The following is a 15916-nucleotide window of genomic DNA, read 5'->3' on the forward strand; positions in this document are numbered from 1 at the left end:
AGTGGAAGGATAGCCTGTTGGGATCGTTGCCGCGCTATGCGACAGCCGTCGCGTTCGTCCAAGCCCTGCTGCTCGGCGGTTGCGGACAGCCTGCGCCGGAACCTTCGCCCAAGCCCAGCGCAACCGCAGTGGCTGCGGTGCAGCGGCCGGCGGGCAAGGAGCGGCTGGTGCTGGCGTTCGGGGACAGCCTGTACGCGGGATACGGGCTGGATCGCGGACAGAGCCTGCCCGATGCGGTGCAGGCGCGGTTGCGGCGCGCAGGCGTGAACGCCGATGTCGTCAACGCGGGCGTGTCGGGCGATACCAGCGCGGCGGGGCGGCAGCGGCTGGGGTTCGTGCTCGACAATCTCAAGCGCAAGCCCGACCTCGTGATGCTGGGGCTGGGCGGCAACGACGTGCTGCGCCAGATCGCGCCGGCGGAGACGCGGGCGAACATGACGGCGATGCTCGACGAACTGAAGCGGCGCGGGATCCCGGTGCTGCTGACGGGGATGAAGGCGCCGCCGAACCTCGGCCCGGATTACGTCGCGGCGTTCGATACGATCTGGCCCGATCTGGCGAAGCGGTACGGGGGCGGGCTGTATCCGTTCATCCTCGACGGGGTGATCGGCGACCCCGAGTTGATGCAGGGCGACCGGGTGCATCCGAACGTGCGCGGCGTGGCGCGGATCGCCGACAAGGTCGCGCCGCTGGTCGCCGGGCAGTTGCGGGAAACCGGCTAACCCACATCATGAGCGGGCATTTTCCGGGGAACGTGGGGGTGGGCCGACCGATTGTCGGGGCCGAGTTCAACCTGTCAGGAGTCCCCCGATGACCGATCGTCCCGAACCGCCCCAGGCCGAGCAGCAGCAGGAGATGCCCGGCACCACCAATGCGATGACGCCGCGTCCCGACCACGGCGAGGACAGCTATGTCGGGCACGGCCGCCTGACGGGAAAGAAGACGATCATCACGGGCGGCGACAGTGGTATCGGCCGGGCGGTCGCACTGGCCTTTGCTCGCGAGGGCGCGGACGTGCTGATCGCCTATCTCAGCGAGGACGAGGATGCACGCGAGACGCAGCGCCTGATCAAGGCGGCGGGGCAGCAGGCGGTGCTGGTCGCCGGCGACATCAGCCAGCCCGATCATGCCCGCGCGGTCGTCGCGAAGGCGGTCGAGGCGTTCGGCCGCGTCGACGTGCTGGTCAACAACGCCGCGCATCAGGCCAGCTTTTCCTCGCTGGAGGACATTGCGGACGAGGAGTGGCAGAAGACGTTCGCGACCAACATCCACGCGATGTTCTATCTGGCGAAGGCGGCGGTGCCGCACATGCAGGAAGGCGCGTCGATCATCAACACGACCTCGATCAACGCCGACCAGCCGAGCGAGACGCTGCTCGCCTATGCGACGACAAAGGGGGCGATCCACAATTTCACCGCTGGGTTGGCGCAATTGCTGGCGGAGAAGAAGATCCGCGTGAATGCAGTCGCGCCGGGGCCTGTGTGGACGCCGCTGATCCCGTCGACGATGCCGCCCGAGGCGGTCAAGACGTTCGGCCAGAACACGCCGCTGGGTCGGGCGGCGCAGCCGGCGGAGCTGGCGCCGCCGTACGTGATGCTGGCGAGCGACGAGGCGAGCTACATCACCGGCGCGACGATCCCGGTGACGGGGGGGCGGCCGTTCCTGTGATCGCTGGCTGATCCCGACGGTTATGAAGGAGCCGGGAGGATGGCGAGTGGGCAATCCTCCCGGCTTTGAAGGGAGGTGGCGAAGGGGCGGACACGGGCCACGTCGCCTCGGGCCGTGCTTCCGGCGTGTCATCTCTGCGCAAGGAAGTGAGTTTGGAAGATCGACGGCGATAGTTTTCAGTGAGAAGCGAGCGCTCTGGCGGTGGGTACGAGGACTGGCGGCACTGGCTGCCGTGTGATCGTGCTTCGGCGGGGTTCGATCCGCTACCGCTTCCGAAGTTGGCGACTTGCCGGAAGGAGGCGGCCGCCGTGCGGCATTGTAGCGGGAGCATATGATGTAACGTGGACGACATGCGCACGTCATCGAATTCGCACGCAGCCGCAACGCTCCTGTCGCCAAGCATCCTTAGGCGAGCCCCCAGCGGACCGGTGTCCGGGTCTACGGGGAAAATCTGAAATGTCTGTCGATAGCGAGCGGCTGTTGCGCCGTGTTTCCGATCGTCGTGAGTTGCTGCGCAGTGCCGCCAGCCTGTCGATCCTGCCGCTGGGGGCCGGCCTGCTGAGTGCGTGCGGAGAGGACGGAGCAGGGGCTACCGCCGATACCGCGATCACCACGCAAGGCGCGGTGCGATCGTCGACCGCCACCACCAGCTTCACGATCGCGGTGCTGCCGGACACGCAATTCTATTCGCGCTATGCGACGACGGACGAGAGCGAGCAGTTCCAGCGCAAATATGGCAGCACGCCGTTCGCCGCGCAGACCAAGTGGATCGCCGACAACGCCGCCGCCTACAATATCCCGTTCGTCATCCATCTGGGCGACGTGGTCGATCAGGTCGGCAAGCCCAACCAGTGGCGCATCGCCGATGCCGCGATGAAGCAGCTGGAGGCGGCGCGCATTCCCTATTCGATTTTGGCGGGCAATCACGACGTCGTCACCGATTACGAATATCGCGGACCGTGGGACCAGTCGTCGGGCACCGACGCGCAGCGCAACCTCGGCGCGGAGCCGTACCTCCAATGGTTTCCGAAAAACCGCGCCGCGACGCAGGCGACGTTCCGCGAGCGCGACAGCAGCGGTTTCCATGAGGCGCATGTGTTCAAGGCGCACGGCGTCGAGTTCATGGTGCTGTCGCTGTCGTGGCGCATCTCGGATGCGGCGATCGCGTGGGCGCGCGACGTGATCCGGCGCAACCCGACGCTGCCCGTGATCCTGTCCAACCACCAATTGCTCAACATCGACAAGGACGGCGTCAGCCCGCTCGAAACCGAATATGGCAAGATGCTGTGGGAGAAGCTGATCCGCGATACGGACCAGATTTTCATGACGCTGAACGGCCATCATCACGGCGCGGCTTGGCTGTCGAAGACCAACGACTTCGGCAATCAGGTCGAGGAGATGGTGGTCGATTACCAGATGGATTATCAGGGCGGCAACGCGCTGATGCGGCTGTACGAGATCGATTTCACCGCGAACAGGATCAACGTCATGTCCTTCTCGCCCTGGGTCGTCCAGAAGCCGAAGGCCACGCTGAACCAGTTCGACCGTGCCGTCCTGACCGAGGCGAACAACCAGTTCACGATCCCGATCAACTTCAAGAAGCGCTTCGCCGGCTTTCAGAAGTTCAGGCCGACGCTGGCGACGACCGGCGCGCCGATCCTGCCGGTGGTGAAGGCGAATCTGCTGAAGGATTACACCGATCCGGTGCCGCCAGTGATGACGCCGCCCCGCGACGCCAACGACTTTCCGGTCGTGCCGGACACCTACGCACACTGGCGCGCGACCGGCGGGAAGGCCGGGCAGGCGGTCGCGATCGGCGAAACGCTGGCCGACATCAGCGGCAACGGCTTCGACATGACGCGCAATCCGCTGACCGGGCCGGCGCAGGTCGGCGACGTGATCTGGACCGACGACAAGCATTACCTGTCGTCCGCACCGGGCAGCCTGCGCTTCCTGAATTCGGACAAGGTCACCGGGCGGTGCAGTTCGTTCGCGACCGCGCCGGGGATGGGCGTCAACAACCGCAGTTTCTGGGACGGCTACACGGTCGAGGCGTTCATCAAGGTCGACGCGAACTGGACCCGCGAGAATCACCGATGGTGCAACATCCTGGCGCGGATGGGCAATCGTGGCAATCTGCCGGGGTTCAGCGGCGGTGACCGCGAGGCGTCGTCGGTGCTGTTCGCGATCTCGTCGCTGCGCGAGGTGCAGTGGGAGATCGTGCCCGCCAGCAATTCCAGCCAGCCCAAGGCGAACTGGTCGGGCGAGATCATGGCCAACACCTGGTACCACGTCGCCATCGTCAACGATCCAGCGACCCGGGACACGATCCTGTACGTCGAGGGCGCGCCGGTGTTGCGCAACGTCAACGGCACGACCGGCATCCGGTCGCAGAACGTCAACCAGCCCTGGGTGATCGGCGCGACGCATTGGGACGGCGCGATGGAGGACGGGTATTTCGGCCATATCGGCGAACTGCGCCTCGTCGGCCGTGCGCTGACCCCCGACCAGTGGCTGACCGCCCGCCGCAAGTAAGCCGGCGACGCACCTGATCTATTCCGGAGATTTGACATGAAGACCTTCACGCTCGCGCTCTCGCTTTCGGCCGCGCTCGTTCCGACTGCGGCCGGTGCCCAGCAATTTCAGGCGGGGGCCGACATCTTTACCGGTACCGGTACGTCCCACCGCTATGTGGGGCGCGGCGGTACGGTGCAGCCGTCCAACCGGGCACTCGGCTCGGTCGCCGACGGCGGCTTCGATACGTTCGACAATTTCGGCTATTTCAACGGTACGCTCGGCGGGCTGACGCTGAACCGACAGGTCGAATTGCTGTCGGGCAACACCTATCGCTTCTTCGACAGCTTCACGAACACCGGCAACGCGACGGTCACGACGACGGTGTCGTTCTTCGGCAATCTGGGGTCGGACGGCGACGAGCTGGTCGGCTACGACGGGGGTGGCCTGATGGTCAGTTGCGAGGGAGACGGCGCGGGGGCGTGCATCGACGATGCGGTACTGGCGCTGGTGTCTGGCAATACCGGCAGCGGGCGGCAGGCGATCACGCCGAACTTCTACAACGCGGCCTTCGACCTGACGGTGGGGGCGGGGCAGACCGTCAGCCTGTTGAACTACGCGTTCCTGGCGCGGGACATCGACGGGCCGCTGGCGAGCGACGTGGCGCTGGCGACGCGGCGCGGGTTGTCGCTGGTGGCGCGGCCGGATGTCGCCGGGCTGAGCAAGGCGCAGCTCGCGACGGTCGCCAACTTCTCGGCCGCCAGCATGGTGCCGGAGCCGGCGAGCTGGGCGCTGATGATCGTCGGCATCGGCGGGATCGGTGCGGGGCTGCGCCGGCGGACCACGCGGGTCCGCGTCGCCGCCTGAGCGATCGGGGGGCGGTGCCGGAGCATCGCCCCTGATCCTGTTCCTGAAATTCCACTGGATTCCAGCGCCTCCCTCATTCATCAGACAATTAGGGAGAGCGGCATGATCGAGGACTTCACGCGGCGGGGTGTGCTCGCGACCGGGGCGACGGCGGCGCTGGCGTCGACAGTGGCGATCCCAAGCGGCGCGGGGGCGAAGGATAAAGCATCACCGCGGTTGCGCGAGCGGCTGGCGGAATGGCGCTTCCATCTTGGGCATGCGGCGGATCAGGAGCGGGATTTCGGCTTCGGCCGCAACCAGCGGACGTTCGCCAAGGCGGGCAATTCCACCGCGGACGCGGCGATGGCCAAGTTCGACGATGCGGGCTGGCAGGCGGTCCGCGTGCCTCACGACTGGGCGGTGGCGCTGCCCTTCGCCAAGCCGGAGACTCCCGCCGGCAAGGACAGCGAGGACGCCGCCGCCGCGCATGGCTTCAAGGCGATCGGGCGGGCGTTTCCCGGCAACAGCATCGGCTGGTACCGGCGCACGATCGCCGTGACGGCGGCGGATCGCGGACGGCGACTGTGGCTGGAGTTCGACGGGGTGTTTCGCGACTGTCTGGTGTTCGTGAACGGGCACATCGTCGGTCGGAACGAGAGTGGCTACGCGCCGTTCGCGGTCGCGATCAACGACTTCCTCGATTATGACGGCGGGCCGAACATATTGGCGCTGCGCGTCGATGCGACGCTGGGCGAGGGATGGTTCTACGAGGGGGCGGGGCTGTACCGCCATGTCGATCTCGTCCGCGCCGAGCCGCTGCACATGCCGCAATGGCATAGTGTGGTGCGCAGCGAGGTTGGCGCGGACGGTGCGCGCGTCACTGCCGCGACCGAAGTGTTCAACAGCGGCGAAGCGGAGGTGTCGGGCACGCTGCGGCGCAAGCTGATCGGGCCGGATGGGCGGGCGGTGGCATTGCCGGATGCGACGTTCCGCATCGCGCCGGGCGAGCGGATCACGTTGAACGGAGAGGCGCGGGTGACCGCGCCGGTGCTGTGGTCGGTGGAGACGCCGAAGCTGTACAGGCTCGCGTGTGAAATCGTGATCGACGACCGCGTGATCGATGCCGACGAGACGCGGTTCGGCATCCGCACGGTGCGGTTCGATGCGGAGCGCGGATTCCTGCTCAATGGCAAACCGGTCAAGCTGCTTGGCACCTGCAACCATCAGGATCATGCCGGTGTCGGCAGCGGCATCCCCGACGCGCTGCACGCGTTCCGGATCGCGCAATTGCAGTCGATGGGTTCGAACGCATGGCGCAGCGCGCACAATCCGCCGGCGGCGGCGCTGCTCGACCTGTGCGACGAGATGGGCATGCTGATGATCGTCGAGGCGCGGCTGAACAGCAGCGACGAGGAGGCGATGGGGCAGCTCGACCGCATCCTGCGCCGCGACCGCAATCATCCGTGCGTGATCGCGTGGTCGCTGGGCAACGAGGAGCCGCAGCAGGGTACCGACAAGGGCGCGCGGGTGACGGCGGCGATGCAGGCGCATGTCCGCAAGCTGGACCCGACGCGGCCGACGACGTTCGCGTTCGACAATAGCTGGGATCGCGGCGCGGCGAAGGTCGTGGACGTGGTCGGCTTCAACTATCGCACCGACAAGATCGAGGGGTTCCACCAGAGCTTCCCGACCGTGCCGACCTACGGGTCCGAAACGGGCAGCACGGTCGCGACGCGCGGAGCCTATGCCAACGATGCCGCGGCGCATGTCGCCCGCGCCTACGACACCGAGCATCCGTGGTGGGCATCGACCGCGGAGGCGTGGTGGACGATCGCGGCGGCGCGGCCGTATATCGCGGGCGGGTTCGTATGGACCGGCTTCGACTATCGCGGCGAGCCGACGCCCTATGCGCAGTTTCCCAGCATCTCCAGCTACTTCGGCATTCTCGACACGTGCGGGTTCCCGAAGGACAATTACTATTACTATCGCGCGTGGTGGCGGCCCGACGAGCCGCTGGTCCACCTGTTGCCGCACTGGACATGGCCGAGCCGCGGGGGCCAGCCAATCGAGGTGTGGGCGCATGGCAATTGCGAGGAGGTCGAGCTGCTGCTCAACGGCCGCTCGCTGGGGCGCAAGGCGATGCCGCGCAACGGTCATCTGGCGTGGAGCGTCCCCTATGCGCCCGGTCGGATCGAGGCGCGCGGCTACAACAAGGGGCGCCGCGTGACGCGGTCGGTCCGCGAGACGGCGGGTCCGGCGGCGGCGGTGCGGCTGACCGCCGACCGGCGCATGACGAAGGCGGGCGGCGACGATGTCGCGATGCTACGCGCCGAGGTGGTAGACGCCAAGGGGCGGCCGGTGCCGGACGCGGACGCCCTGCTGCGCTTCGCGGCGCAGGGGGACGGCGCAATCATCGGTGTCGGCAACGGCAATCCGACCAGTCTGGAGGCGGATGTCGCGAGCGAGCGGCGGGCGTTCCACGGACTGGCGCAGGCGATACTGCGCGTCGGCAAGACGCCGGGGCCGATCCTCGCCACCGTGTCCGCCGACGGGTTGAAGGGCGACGCGGTCCGCATCGTCGCTATGCCGGCAGTTTCCTGATGGCCGGGAGTATCCTGATGCGCCGTTTGATCCTGGCCGCCGCGCTGTTTGCCTCCACGGCGCAGGCGGGAGAGCGTGCGCCGCTGCCAAAGGGCGGGCTCTATCTGGGCGGCGACCTGTCGTACGTGAACGAAATGGAGGATTGCGGGGCGGTGTACCGCGCGGGCGGCAAGCCGGTGGATCCGTTCGCCTATCTGCATGCCCGCGGCGGCAACATCGTCCGGGTGCGGCTGTGGAATGACGCGACGTGGACGAAGTACAGCGACTATGCGGACGTGCTGAAGACGATCCGTCGCGCGAAGGCGGCGGGGATGCAGGTGCTGCTCGACTTCCACTATTCGGACGACTGGGCGGACGGCGGCAAGCAACTGACACCGAAAGCGTGGGAGGGACTGTCGACGGAGGCGCAGGCGAAGGCGCTGCACGACTTCACGCGCGACACGCTGCTGCGGCTGGACCGCGACGGCGCGATGCCGGAGATGGTGCAGGTCGGCAACGAGACGAACCCGGAACTGCTCGGCGGCAAGGAGATGACCCCGATAAACTGGGCGCGCAACGCCGCGCTGTTCAACGCCGGGATCAGGGCGGTGCGGGAGGTCGGCAAGACCGCGTCGATCGATCCGCGCGTCATGCTGCACATCGCGCAGCCCGAGCATGTGCTGCCGTGGTTCACCGCAGCGAAGGCGGCGGGCGTGACCGGTTACGATATCATCGGCATCAGCTATTACAGCAAATGGTCGAAATACTCGTTGCCGCAACTGAAGCAGGTGATCGCGTCGGCAAAGGTGCAATTCGGTGCGGACGTGATCGTCGTCGAGACGGGATACCCGTTTACGCTGGAGGCGGGCGATACGGCGAAGAACCTGCTCGGTGCCGACGCGCTGGTGAAGGGCTATGCCGCGACGCCGGCGGGGCAGCGCAAGTTCATGATCGACCTGACGCAATTGACGGTCGATGCCGGGGGGATCGGCGTGGTGTACTGGGAGCCGAACTGGGTTTCGACGCGCTGCGGCACGCGGTGGGGCAAGGGGTCCGACTGGGAGAACGCCGCGTGGTTCGACCTGAAGCGGACCGAGGCGCTGCCGGTGTTCGACTGGTTGGGCCATAAGTACCGGCGGTGATTGGGTTTCCGCTCGACGAGCGTTCGGAAGGTTAGGCTAAGGTTAGTCCAATGCGGCATTTCGCAGCGGCGTGAACGTCGACAATTGCAAAGAGCGTCTTTCGCGATACTCTCTGTGGGGTGTGTAGGACAGCGGATTTCGAACATGATGGCTTGGAGGGCGGTAAAGCCGGGAGCGCTGGACAAGCCAATCCCCGCCGACGCGGGAACATCGTGCATCCATCGCGGCGCTGCGGCATTAGGATAGGTACATGTTCGTGCTGCTCCTCGTCGCGCTCCTCGGGAGTTGCATCGTACCGCTGTCGGCGCGGTATGTGGGGAAGGGCGCGGGGTTCATCGTCGCGCTGCTGCCGTTCGGGCTCGCCGCCGCCTTCGTCGCCTATGCGCCCGTCGTCGAGCGGGGCTGGGTGCGGGGCGAGGGCATCGCGTGGGCGCCCTCGCTCGGGCTCGACCTGACGCTGAGGCTAGACGGGTTCTCGTTCCTGTTCTGCCTGCTTATCACCGGCATCGGCGGGCTCGTCGCAGTGTATTCGGGCGGGTATCTGACGGACAAGCCGCGGGCGGAGCGATCGCGCTTCTTCACGCTGATCCTGCTGTTCATGACCGCCATGCTCGGCACCGTGCTGGCCGACAACATGCTGTTGCTGATCGTGTTCTGGGAAGCGACGAGCATATTGTCGTTCCTGCTGATCGGGTTCGACAGCCGCAGCGCGCGGTCGCGGCGGGCGGCGATCATGGCGTTGCAGGTGACGGCCGGCGGCGGGCTGGCGCTGGTCGCGGCGGCCGCGATGATCGCGCAGGTCACGGGGAACTGGTCGCTGGCCGCCGTCGCCGGCAACGCGCCGCAGATCGTCGCCAGCCCCTACGGCGTGCCGATCATCCTGTGCATCATGATCGCCGGCTTCACCAAATCGGCGCAATTCCCGTTCCATTTCTGGCTGCCCAACGCGATGCAGGCGCCGACGCCGGCATCGGCATTCCTGCATTCGGCGACGATGGTGAAACTGGGCATCTACCTGCTCGCGCGGTTCGAGCCGGTGATCGCCGCGACATGGTGGGGGCGGACGACGCTGATCACCGTCGCGTGCATCACGATGGCGGTCGCGTCGGTGCAGGCGTTGCGCGCGGAGAGCTTCAAGTCGGCGCTCGCCTATTCGACGATGGCGTCGCTCGGCATTCTCGTGCTGCTGGTCGGACTGGACGGACCGGCGGCGACGGTGGCGATGATCGGGTTCCTGCTGGCGCACGCGATCTACAAGGCAGCCTTGTTCTTTTGCGCGGGATCGGTGCTGCACGCCACCGGCACGGGGACGCTGCGGTCGCTCGGCGGGTTGGCGCGCAAGCTGCCGATGACGGCGATCGCGTGTACTGGCGCGAGCCTGTCGATGGCGGGCATCCCGCCGTTCCTGGGCTTCATCTCCAAGGAATTCCTGTTCGAGGCGCAGCTGGAGAGCAGTTGGGAACTGATCCCGCTGGCGATCGCGGTGCTGGTCAACGCCGTTATGGTCGGCGTGGCGGGCGTCGTGACGCTGCGCCCGTTCTTCCTGAAGCCGGTCAAGCCGGTGAAGGTCGAGCACCGCGAGAGCGTATCGCTGTTCATGCCGCCGCTGCTGCTGGCGCTGGCCGGCCTGACGATCAGTCTCGATCCCGACTGGATCACGCGCGTGGCGATCCGGCCAGCGGTGGCGGCGGTCTATGGGCGTGCGGTGCCGGTCGATGTCGCGGTGTGGCATGGCTGGACGCCGATGCTGGGATTGAGCCTGATCGTGGTGGCGATCGGTGCGGCGATCGTCCGCTGGTGGCGATCGATCCACGCGTTCCTGCGCGACGCCTATCTGATTGAGGAGATCGGGCTGGAGCGGCTGTGGGAGACGACGGTGCGCGGGTTGTTGCGGGTGAGCGCCGCCGTGACCGGGTGGGTCGAGCATGGCGACCTGCGGCGCTACGTCGTGACCACCGCCGTCGCGCTCGTCGCGCTGGTGCTGTGGTCGCTGGCGGTCGCGGGCGCGGCGATCCGCTGGCCGGTGTCGGACGCGCTCCGGCCGACGGAGGCGCTGGTCGCGCTGATCGGCGTCGGTGGTGCGGTGGCGGCGGTGCGCGCGCGCAACCTGCTGACGACGATGGTCGCGGTCGGGATCACCGGGTTCGCGGTCGCGATCACCTTCATGGTCAACGGCGCGCCCGATCTGGCGATCACGCAGTTCACGGTCGAGGCGCTGCTGGTCGTGCTGCTGACCGCCCTGCTGCTGGCCGTGCCGCTGGACGCCGCGCGCAGCCGTCGCCCCCGCCAGCGTGCCGGCGACGCCGCGATCGCGACGGCGTTCGCGGCGGTGATGTTCGTGGCGATGGTGGACATGACGGGGGCGGGCCACCCGACTCCCGCCGCCGACTGGTTCGGGCGGATGAGCTATGTCGCGGGCAAGGGGCTGAACGTCGTCAACGTCATCCTCGTCGATTTCCGCGGCTTCGACACGCTGGGCGAGACGACGGTGATCGCGGTCGCGGCGCTGCTCGGGGCGTCGCTGCTAGGGGCGCGCCGGACGGAGCCGCAACCCCGCCGCGCGGTGCATTACAGCTTCGCCGCGGCCAGCGGGCCGTTGTTCTGGTTGCTGATCGTCGCCTCCGTCCTGATCCTGTGGCGTGGGCACGACCAGCCGGGCGGCGGCTTCGTCGGCGGGCTGGTCGCGGCGCTGGCCTTCGCGGTGTTCGCGCTGGCGCGGGGCGTGCGGTCGGCGGAGACCCGGCTGCGGGCGCGGCCGACGACGCTGGTCGCGAGCGGACTGTTGCTGGCGGTGCTGAGCGGATTGCCGGGGATGATCGCCGGTGGGCCGTTCCTGTCGCAATTGTGGTGGGAGCCGCCCGCGGGCGTGCCGCTGCCCAAGCTGGGGACGACGATCGCGTTCGATCTGGGCGTGTTCCTCGTCGTGCTGGGGGCGGTGCTGACCTTCCTGTTCGGATTGCGGCGGGAGGGCGCGCGATGACGATCCTCTACGCGTTCTGCGCCGCCGCGATCATGGGCGCGGCATTGTACATGATCCTCTCGCGCAATCTCGTCCGCATCCTGCTGGGGCTGGCGTTGCTGTCGACGGGCGTGAACGTCATGCTGTTCGTCGCGGGCGATTTCAGCAGCCGTCAGCCGCCGCTGATCCGCGCCGGCGAAAAGGCGCTGGGTGAGGCGGCCGATCCGCTGGCGCAGGCGCTGATCCTGACCGCGATCGTCATCGGCTTCGCGCTGACGGTGGTGCTGGCGACGATCGTCGTCACCGGCTGGCGGTCGTCGGGGTCGCTCGATGCGCGCGATCTGGACGCGGCCGAGCAGCCGGACGATCCGGAGATCCGGGAGCCGCACGCTGACTGACGCATGGCTCCTGATCCTGCCCGTCGGGCTGCCGATGCTGGGGGCCGGTGTCGCCGCGCTGCTGCGCCGCCGCGCCGGCGTGGCGGAGGCGGTGTCGCTGGTCGTGCATCTTGCGGTGCTGGCTGGCGCGCTGCTGCTGTTCGGGCGTGCGACGCAGGACGGGCCGCTGGCGCTGACGGTATTCGGCGGCTGGCCGGCGGGGATCGGTGTCGGCTTTTCGGCGCGATTACCGGGCGCGGTTCTGGTGCTGGTGAGCGCCCTGATCGCGTTCGCGGGCGCGGTGTTCGGCCATGCGGCGATCGGGCCACGGCGACGGCGGGCGGGCTATGACGCGCTGATGCTGGCGTTGCTGGCGGCGGTAAACGGCGCGTTCCTGACGACCGATCTGTTCAATCTGTATGTCTGGTTCGAGCTGGCGCTGCTCGCCGCGCTCGGGCTGGTGACGCTCGACCGGCGGCAGGCGCAGATCGGCGGCGCGATCCGCTATGCCGCATTCGGCATGCTGGGCGCGACCGCGATCCTGGCGGGGATCGCGTTGATCTATGGCGTGACCGGAACGCTCGATCTGGTGACGCTGGCGCGGGTGCTGGGCGACGAAGGTCCGAGCGTGGCCACGGCGACGGCGGCGGCGTTGCTGGTCGGCGGGCTGGCGCTGAAATCCGGGCTGGTGCCGTTCCACGTCTGGCTGCCATCTTCCTATGCCGCGGCGCCGCTGCCGGCGGCGGCAGTGTTCGCCGGGCTGCTGACCAAGATGGGCTTCTACGCGTTGCTCGTCGTCGTCGCGGGCGTGTTCGGGCTGGGCGCGACGTTCCTGGCGCCCGCGCTGCGCGTGATCGCGGCGGCGACGATGCTGCTGTGCGCGCTGTCGGCGCTGGCGCAGACGGATATGCGGCGGCTGATCGGTTATCACGTCGTCGCGCAGGTCGGATACATGGCGGCGGGCCTGTCGATGGCGACGCCGGCCGGGATCGAGGCGGCGGTGTTCTACATGGTGCATTCCATGATCGTGCAGGCGAACCTGTTCTTCGGACTGGGCGCGATCCACCGCGCGACGGGAAGCTGGAACCTGCGCGGCACGGGCGGCATGATCCGGTCCAACCCGCTTTTCGCGTTCCTGTTCGCGGTGCCGATGCTGTCGCTGGCGGGCATCCCGCCGCTGTCCGGGTTCTGGGCGAAGCTGCTGGTGGTGCGCGCGGCGTTCGCGGGCGGGGCAGCGTGGCTGGCGGTGGCGGCGCTGGTCGCCGCATTGCTGACGATCGTGTCGGTCGCCAGCCTGTGGTCGGAGGCGTGCTGGAAATCGCTGAAGGGCCGGCGCGTGCGGCGGGTGCCGTGGTCGATGCTGGCGGGCATGGCGATCCTGTCGGGAGCGACGCTGGCGATCGGGTTGCTGCCGGAGCGGGTGGCGATCGTGGCGAAGCTGTCGGCGGCGGCGCTGGCGCGGATGGGGTCGTGATGCGGAAGCCCCTTGCCCTCGTCGCGCTGCTCGCCAGCTTCGTCGCCGATCTTCTGCTGTCGTCATTCGCGGTGGCGCGCGTCGTGCTGGCGCCGACGATCCGCACGTATCCGGCGATCGTGGCGATGCCGGTGGAGGTCAGGACGCCGTGGGCGGTGGCGCTGCTGGCGTGCTTCACGTCGCTGACGCCCGGATCGACGTGCCTGCACGTGTCGGACGACCGCAAGCGATTGTACCTGCACCTGCTCGACGGGCGCGATCCGGACGCGAGCATCGCGAAGTTCCGCCGCGTGTACGAGCGGCATCTGCTGGAGCTGGAGCGATGACCGGCATCGTCGACTGGCTGGAACTGCCGCTGGTCGCCGCGCTGGCGCTGGCCGGGTGGCGGATGGTGCGCGGGCCGAGTGCGGCGGATCGGTTCGTGGCGTTCGACATGCTGACGGCGGTGGCGGTCGGATTCGCGGCGCTGACGGCGGTATCGACGGGGCGGGCCGCGTTCCTCGACGTCGCGCTGGGGCTGGCGCTCGTCAATTTTGTCGCGACGGCGGCGTTCGCGCTGTTCCTCGAACGCAACGACGGAGCGGGGGAATGATCGCCACGCTGCTGATGGCGCTTGGCGTCCTGTTCCTGCTGATCGCGGCGATCGGCGTGATCCGCCTGCCCGATGCGCTGCAACGCATGCACAGCGCGACCAAGGCTGGGACGCTGGGCACCGCGCTGACGGTCGCGGGCGCGGTGGTGGCGCTGCGGGGGGAGGGTGTCGGCAGCGGTGCGCTGGCGGTGCTGTTCCTGCTGGTGACGCTGCCGATCGGGGCCCAGTTGCTGGGGCGGGCGGCGTACCGGTCGGGTACGACGCTGAAGGGGATCGAGCAGGATGCGCTGGCGGAAGACGCTAGCCTGCATCAGTCCGCGTCCGCCGAACGTACGAGCGACGTTGACCGCGCCGACCGCGATATCTAGTCAGACCAGATGACGGGAGGCCGGGATCGGACCCCCGATCCGGAGAGAGACACCCGCATGGCCATGGCACCCACGTCCCACGCTGCGACAACCGGCGCGACCGCCGCCGGGGGCGGCGACGGCAAAAGCTATCGTTCCGCCCTGACGCTGCTCGCCAGCCTGTTCTTCATGTGGGGCTTCATCACGGTCATCAACAACACGCTGCTGCCGCATCTGCGCAGCGTATTCGATCTGGATTACACCCAGACGACGTTGATCGAATCGGTGTGGTTCATCGCCTATTTCTTCGCGTCGATCCCGTCGGCGAAGCTGATCGAGCGGATCGGATATCAGAAATCGCTCGTCACCGGCCTGCTGATCATGGCGGCGGGTGCGCTCGGCATGGTGCTGGCCGCCAGCATCCCGTCCTACGGCGTGACTCTGGTCATGCTGTTCGTGATCGCCAGCGGCATCACGCTGCTGCAGGTCGCGGCCAACCCCTATGTCGCGGTCGTCGGTCCGCCGGAAACCGCGTCGTCGCGCCTCAATCTGGTGCAGGCGCTGAACTCGCTCGGCACGATGCTCGCGCCCTCGTTCGGGGCGTATCTGATCCTCGGCCGCTCCGTCGGCGGCACGGCCAAGGCGGACACCGTGCTGACCCCGGCGCAGCGGCTGGCCGACGCGCAGTCGGTCATCCTGCCGTACGTGCTGGTCGCGATCGTGCTGGTCGTGCTGGCGGTGGTCATCGCTCGCTTCCCGCTGCCGGCGATGGGATCGTCGACCAGCCGCGCCGCGAAGGCGGATCGCAAGAACCATTCGCTGTGGAAGCACCGCAACCTCGTCTTCGGCATTCCCGCGATCTTCATCTACCTGATCGCCGAGATCGGCGTCGCCAACCTGTTCGTGAATTTCGTCAGCCAGCCGAATATCGCCAACCTGACGCACGAGCAGGCGGGCAACTACCTGACGTTCCTGTGGGGCGGCATGATGGTCGGCCGCTTCGTCGGTTCCGCGATCATGCAGAAGGTGCGGGCGGAAACGCTGCTGGCGGTGTTCGCGGTCGGCGCGTTCGTCGTGATGCTGGTGTCGGTGTTCACGACCGGTCACGTCGCGATGTGGGCGCTGATCTCGGTCGGGCTGTTCCATTCGATCATGTTCCCGACGATCTTCACGCTCGGCATCAAGGGTCTCGGCCCGCTGACCGAAGAGGGTTCGGGCCTGCTCATCATGGCGATCGCCGGTGGTGCGCTGGTGGTTGTGCAGGGCAAGCTGGCCGATATGTACGGGCTTCAGACTTCGTTCCTGCTGACCGCGGCGTGCGAGCTCTACATCCTGTTCTACGCGCTGTGGGGATCGAAGGCGACGCATGCCTTGCCGGACCAGCAGCCCGTGGAAGCCGCCGAATGACGGTGCCGCC

The 15916-nt window shown here is 67.9% G+C and carries 13 protein-coding genes; all 13 read left to right on the forward strand.

Annotation, left to right across the window (positions count from 1 at the left end):
* Positions 1-17: 17 nt before the first annotated feature.
* The 13 genes from AC0CH8_RS07060 (at position 18) to AC0CH8_RS07120 (ending at position 15906) form a co-directional block, all read left to right on the forward strand.
* Entirely contained in the window at positions 18-722 is a 705-nt protein-coding gene (locus AC0CH8_RS07060; protein ID WP_465239269.1) for an arylesterase, read from the forward strand.
* Positions 723-810: 88 nt separating this feature from the next.
* Positions 811-1668 carry a glucose 1-dehydrogenase gene (locus AC0CH8_RS07065; protein ID WP_465239270.1) on the forward strand — a complete coding sequence of 286 codons (858 nt, stop codon included), beginning with the start codon at positions 811-813 and terminating at the stop codon, positions 1666-1668.
* A gap of 456 nt (positions 1669-2124) precedes the next feature.
* Complete coding sequence (locus AC0CH8_RS07070; RefSeq protein ID WP_465239271.1) at positions 2125-4203, forward strand: LamG-like jellyroll fold domain-containing protein; 2079 nt, start codon at positions 2125-2127, stop codon at positions 4201-4203.
* Positions 4204-4239: 36 nt separating this feature from the next.
* Complete coding sequence (locus tag AC0CH8_RS07075) at positions 4240-5049, forward strand: PEPxxWA-CTERM sorting domain-containing protein (RefSeq protein WP_465239272.1); 810 nt, start codon at positions 4240-4242, stop codon at positions 5047-5049.
* A gap of 102 nt (positions 5050-5151) precedes the next feature.
* Positions 5152-7629: a beta-galactosidase GalA gene (galA, locus tag AC0CH8_RS07080; protein ID WP_465239273.1), complete on the forward strand. Its 2478-nt coding sequence runs from the start codon at positions 5152-5154 to the stop codon at positions 7627-7629.
* A 17-nt stretch (positions 7630-7646) separates the two neighbouring features.
* Positions 7647-8750 (forward strand): glycoside hydrolase family 53 protein, encoded by a 1104-nt coding sequence (locus AC0CH8_RS07085; RefSeq protein ID WP_465239274.1) that lies wholly within the window; start codon positions 7647-7649, stop codon positions 8748-8750.
* A 250-nt stretch (positions 8751-9000) separates the two neighbouring features.
* A complete protein-coding gene (gene mbhE / locus AC0CH8_RS07090; protein ID WP_465239275.1) occupies positions 9001-11730 on the forward strand; it encodes a hydrogen gas-evolving membrane-bound hydrogenase subunit E in 2730 nt (909 codons plus the stop codon).
* On the forward strand, positions 11727-12107 hold the full coding sequence (locus tag AC0CH8_RS07095; RefSeq protein WP_465239276.1) for a sodium:proton antiporter: 381 nt from the start codon (positions 11727-11729) through the stop codon (positions 12105-12107). Before mbhE ends, AC0CH8_RS07095 begins: the two co-directional genes overlap by 4 nt.
* Entirely contained in the window at positions 12040-13560 is a 1521-nt protein-coding gene (locus tag AC0CH8_RS07100; protein ID WP_465239277.1) for a proton-conducting transporter transmembrane domain-containing protein, read from the forward strand. The genes AC0CH8_RS07095 and AC0CH8_RS07100 overlap by 68 nt, the downstream gene beginning before the upstream one ends.
* Positions 13560-13886, forward strand: a complete 327-nt coding sequence (locus tag AC0CH8_RS07105; RefSeq protein WP_465239588.1) for a Na+/H+ antiporter subunit E — start codon at positions 13560-13562, stop codon at positions 13884-13886. Before AC0CH8_RS07100 ends, AC0CH8_RS07105 begins: the two co-directional genes overlap by 1 nt.
* Positions 13883-14152 carry an MrpF/PhaF family protein gene (locus tag AC0CH8_RS07110; RefSeq protein WP_204199546.1) on the forward strand — a complete coding sequence of 90 codons (270 nt, stop codon included), beginning with the start codon at positions 13883-13885 and terminating at the stop codon, positions 14150-14152. The genes AC0CH8_RS07105 and AC0CH8_RS07110 overlap by 4 nt, the downstream gene beginning before the upstream one ends.
* Positions 14149-14520, forward strand: coding sequence for a monovalent cation/H(+) antiporter subunit G (gene mnhG / locus AC0CH8_RS07115; RefSeq protein ID WP_465239278.1), 372 nt, complete (start codon positions 14149-14151; stop codon positions 14518-14520). The genes AC0CH8_RS07110 and mnhG overlap by 4 nt, the downstream gene beginning before the upstream one ends.
* Before the next feature lie 63 nt (positions 14521-14583).
* On the forward strand, positions 14584-15906 hold the full coding sequence (locus AC0CH8_RS07120) for a sugar MFS transporter (RefSeq protein WP_465239279.1): 1323 nt from the start codon (positions 14584-14586) through the stop codon (positions 15904-15906).
* Positions 15907-15916: the final 10 nt, after the last annotated feature.

This window comes from Sphingomonas sp. AC435, from assembly GCF_979253005.1.

What these genes read in the sequence shown, in the direction of transcription:
- AC0CH8_RS07065 (WP_465239270.1), top strand. Translation starts at nt 811, where the DNA reads ATGACCGATCGTCCCGAACCGCCCCAGGCCGAGCAGCAGCAGGAGATG.
- AC0CH8_RS07070 (WP_465239271.1), top strand. Translation starts at nt 2,125, where the DNA reads ATGTCTGTCGATAGCGAGCGGCTGTTGCGCCGTGTTTCCGATCGTCGT.
- AC0CH8_RS07075 (WP_465239272.1), top strand. Translation starts at nt 4,240, where the DNA reads ATGAAGACCTTCACGCTCGCGCTCTCGCTTTCGGCCGCGCTCGTTCCG.
- galA (WP_465239273.1), top strand. Translation starts at nt 5,152, where the DNA reads ATGATCGAGGACTTCACGCGGCGGGGTGTGCTCGCGACCGGGGCGACG.
- AC0CH8_RS07085 (WP_465239274.1), top strand. Translation starts at nt 7,647, where the DNA reads ATGCGCCGTTTGATCCTGGCCGCCGCGCTGTTTGCCTCCACGGCGCAG.
- mbhE (WP_465239275.1), top strand. Translation starts at nt 9,001, where the DNA reads ATGTTCGTGCTGCTCCTCGTCGCGCTCCTCGGGAGTTGCATCGTACCG.
- AC0CH8_RS07095 (WP_465239276.1), top strand. Translation starts at nt 11,727, where the DNA reads ATGACGATCCTCTACGCGTTCTGCGCCGCCGCGATCATGGGCGCGGCA.
- AC0CH8_RS07100 (WP_465239277.1), top strand. Translation starts at nt 12,040, where the DNA reads ATGCGCGCGATCTGGACGCGGCCGAGCAGCCGGACGATCCGGAGATCC.
- AC0CH8_RS07105 (WP_465239588.1), top strand. Translation starts at nt 13,560, where the DNA reads ATGCGGAAGCCCCTTGCCCTCGTCGCGCTGCTCGCCAGCTTCGTCGCC.
- AC0CH8_RS07110 (WP_204199546.1), top strand. Translation starts at nt 13,883, where the DNA reads ATGACCGGCATCGTCGACTGGCTGGAACTGCCGCTGGTCGCCGCGCTG.
- mnhG (WP_465239278.1), top strand. Translation starts at nt 14,149, where the DNA reads ATGATCGCCACGCTGCTGATGGCGCTTGGCGTCCTGTTCCTGCTGATC.
- AC0CH8_RS07120 (WP_465239279.1), top strand. Translation starts at nt 14,584, where the DNA reads ATGGCACCCACGTCCCACGCTGCGACAACCGGCGCGACCGCCGCCGGG.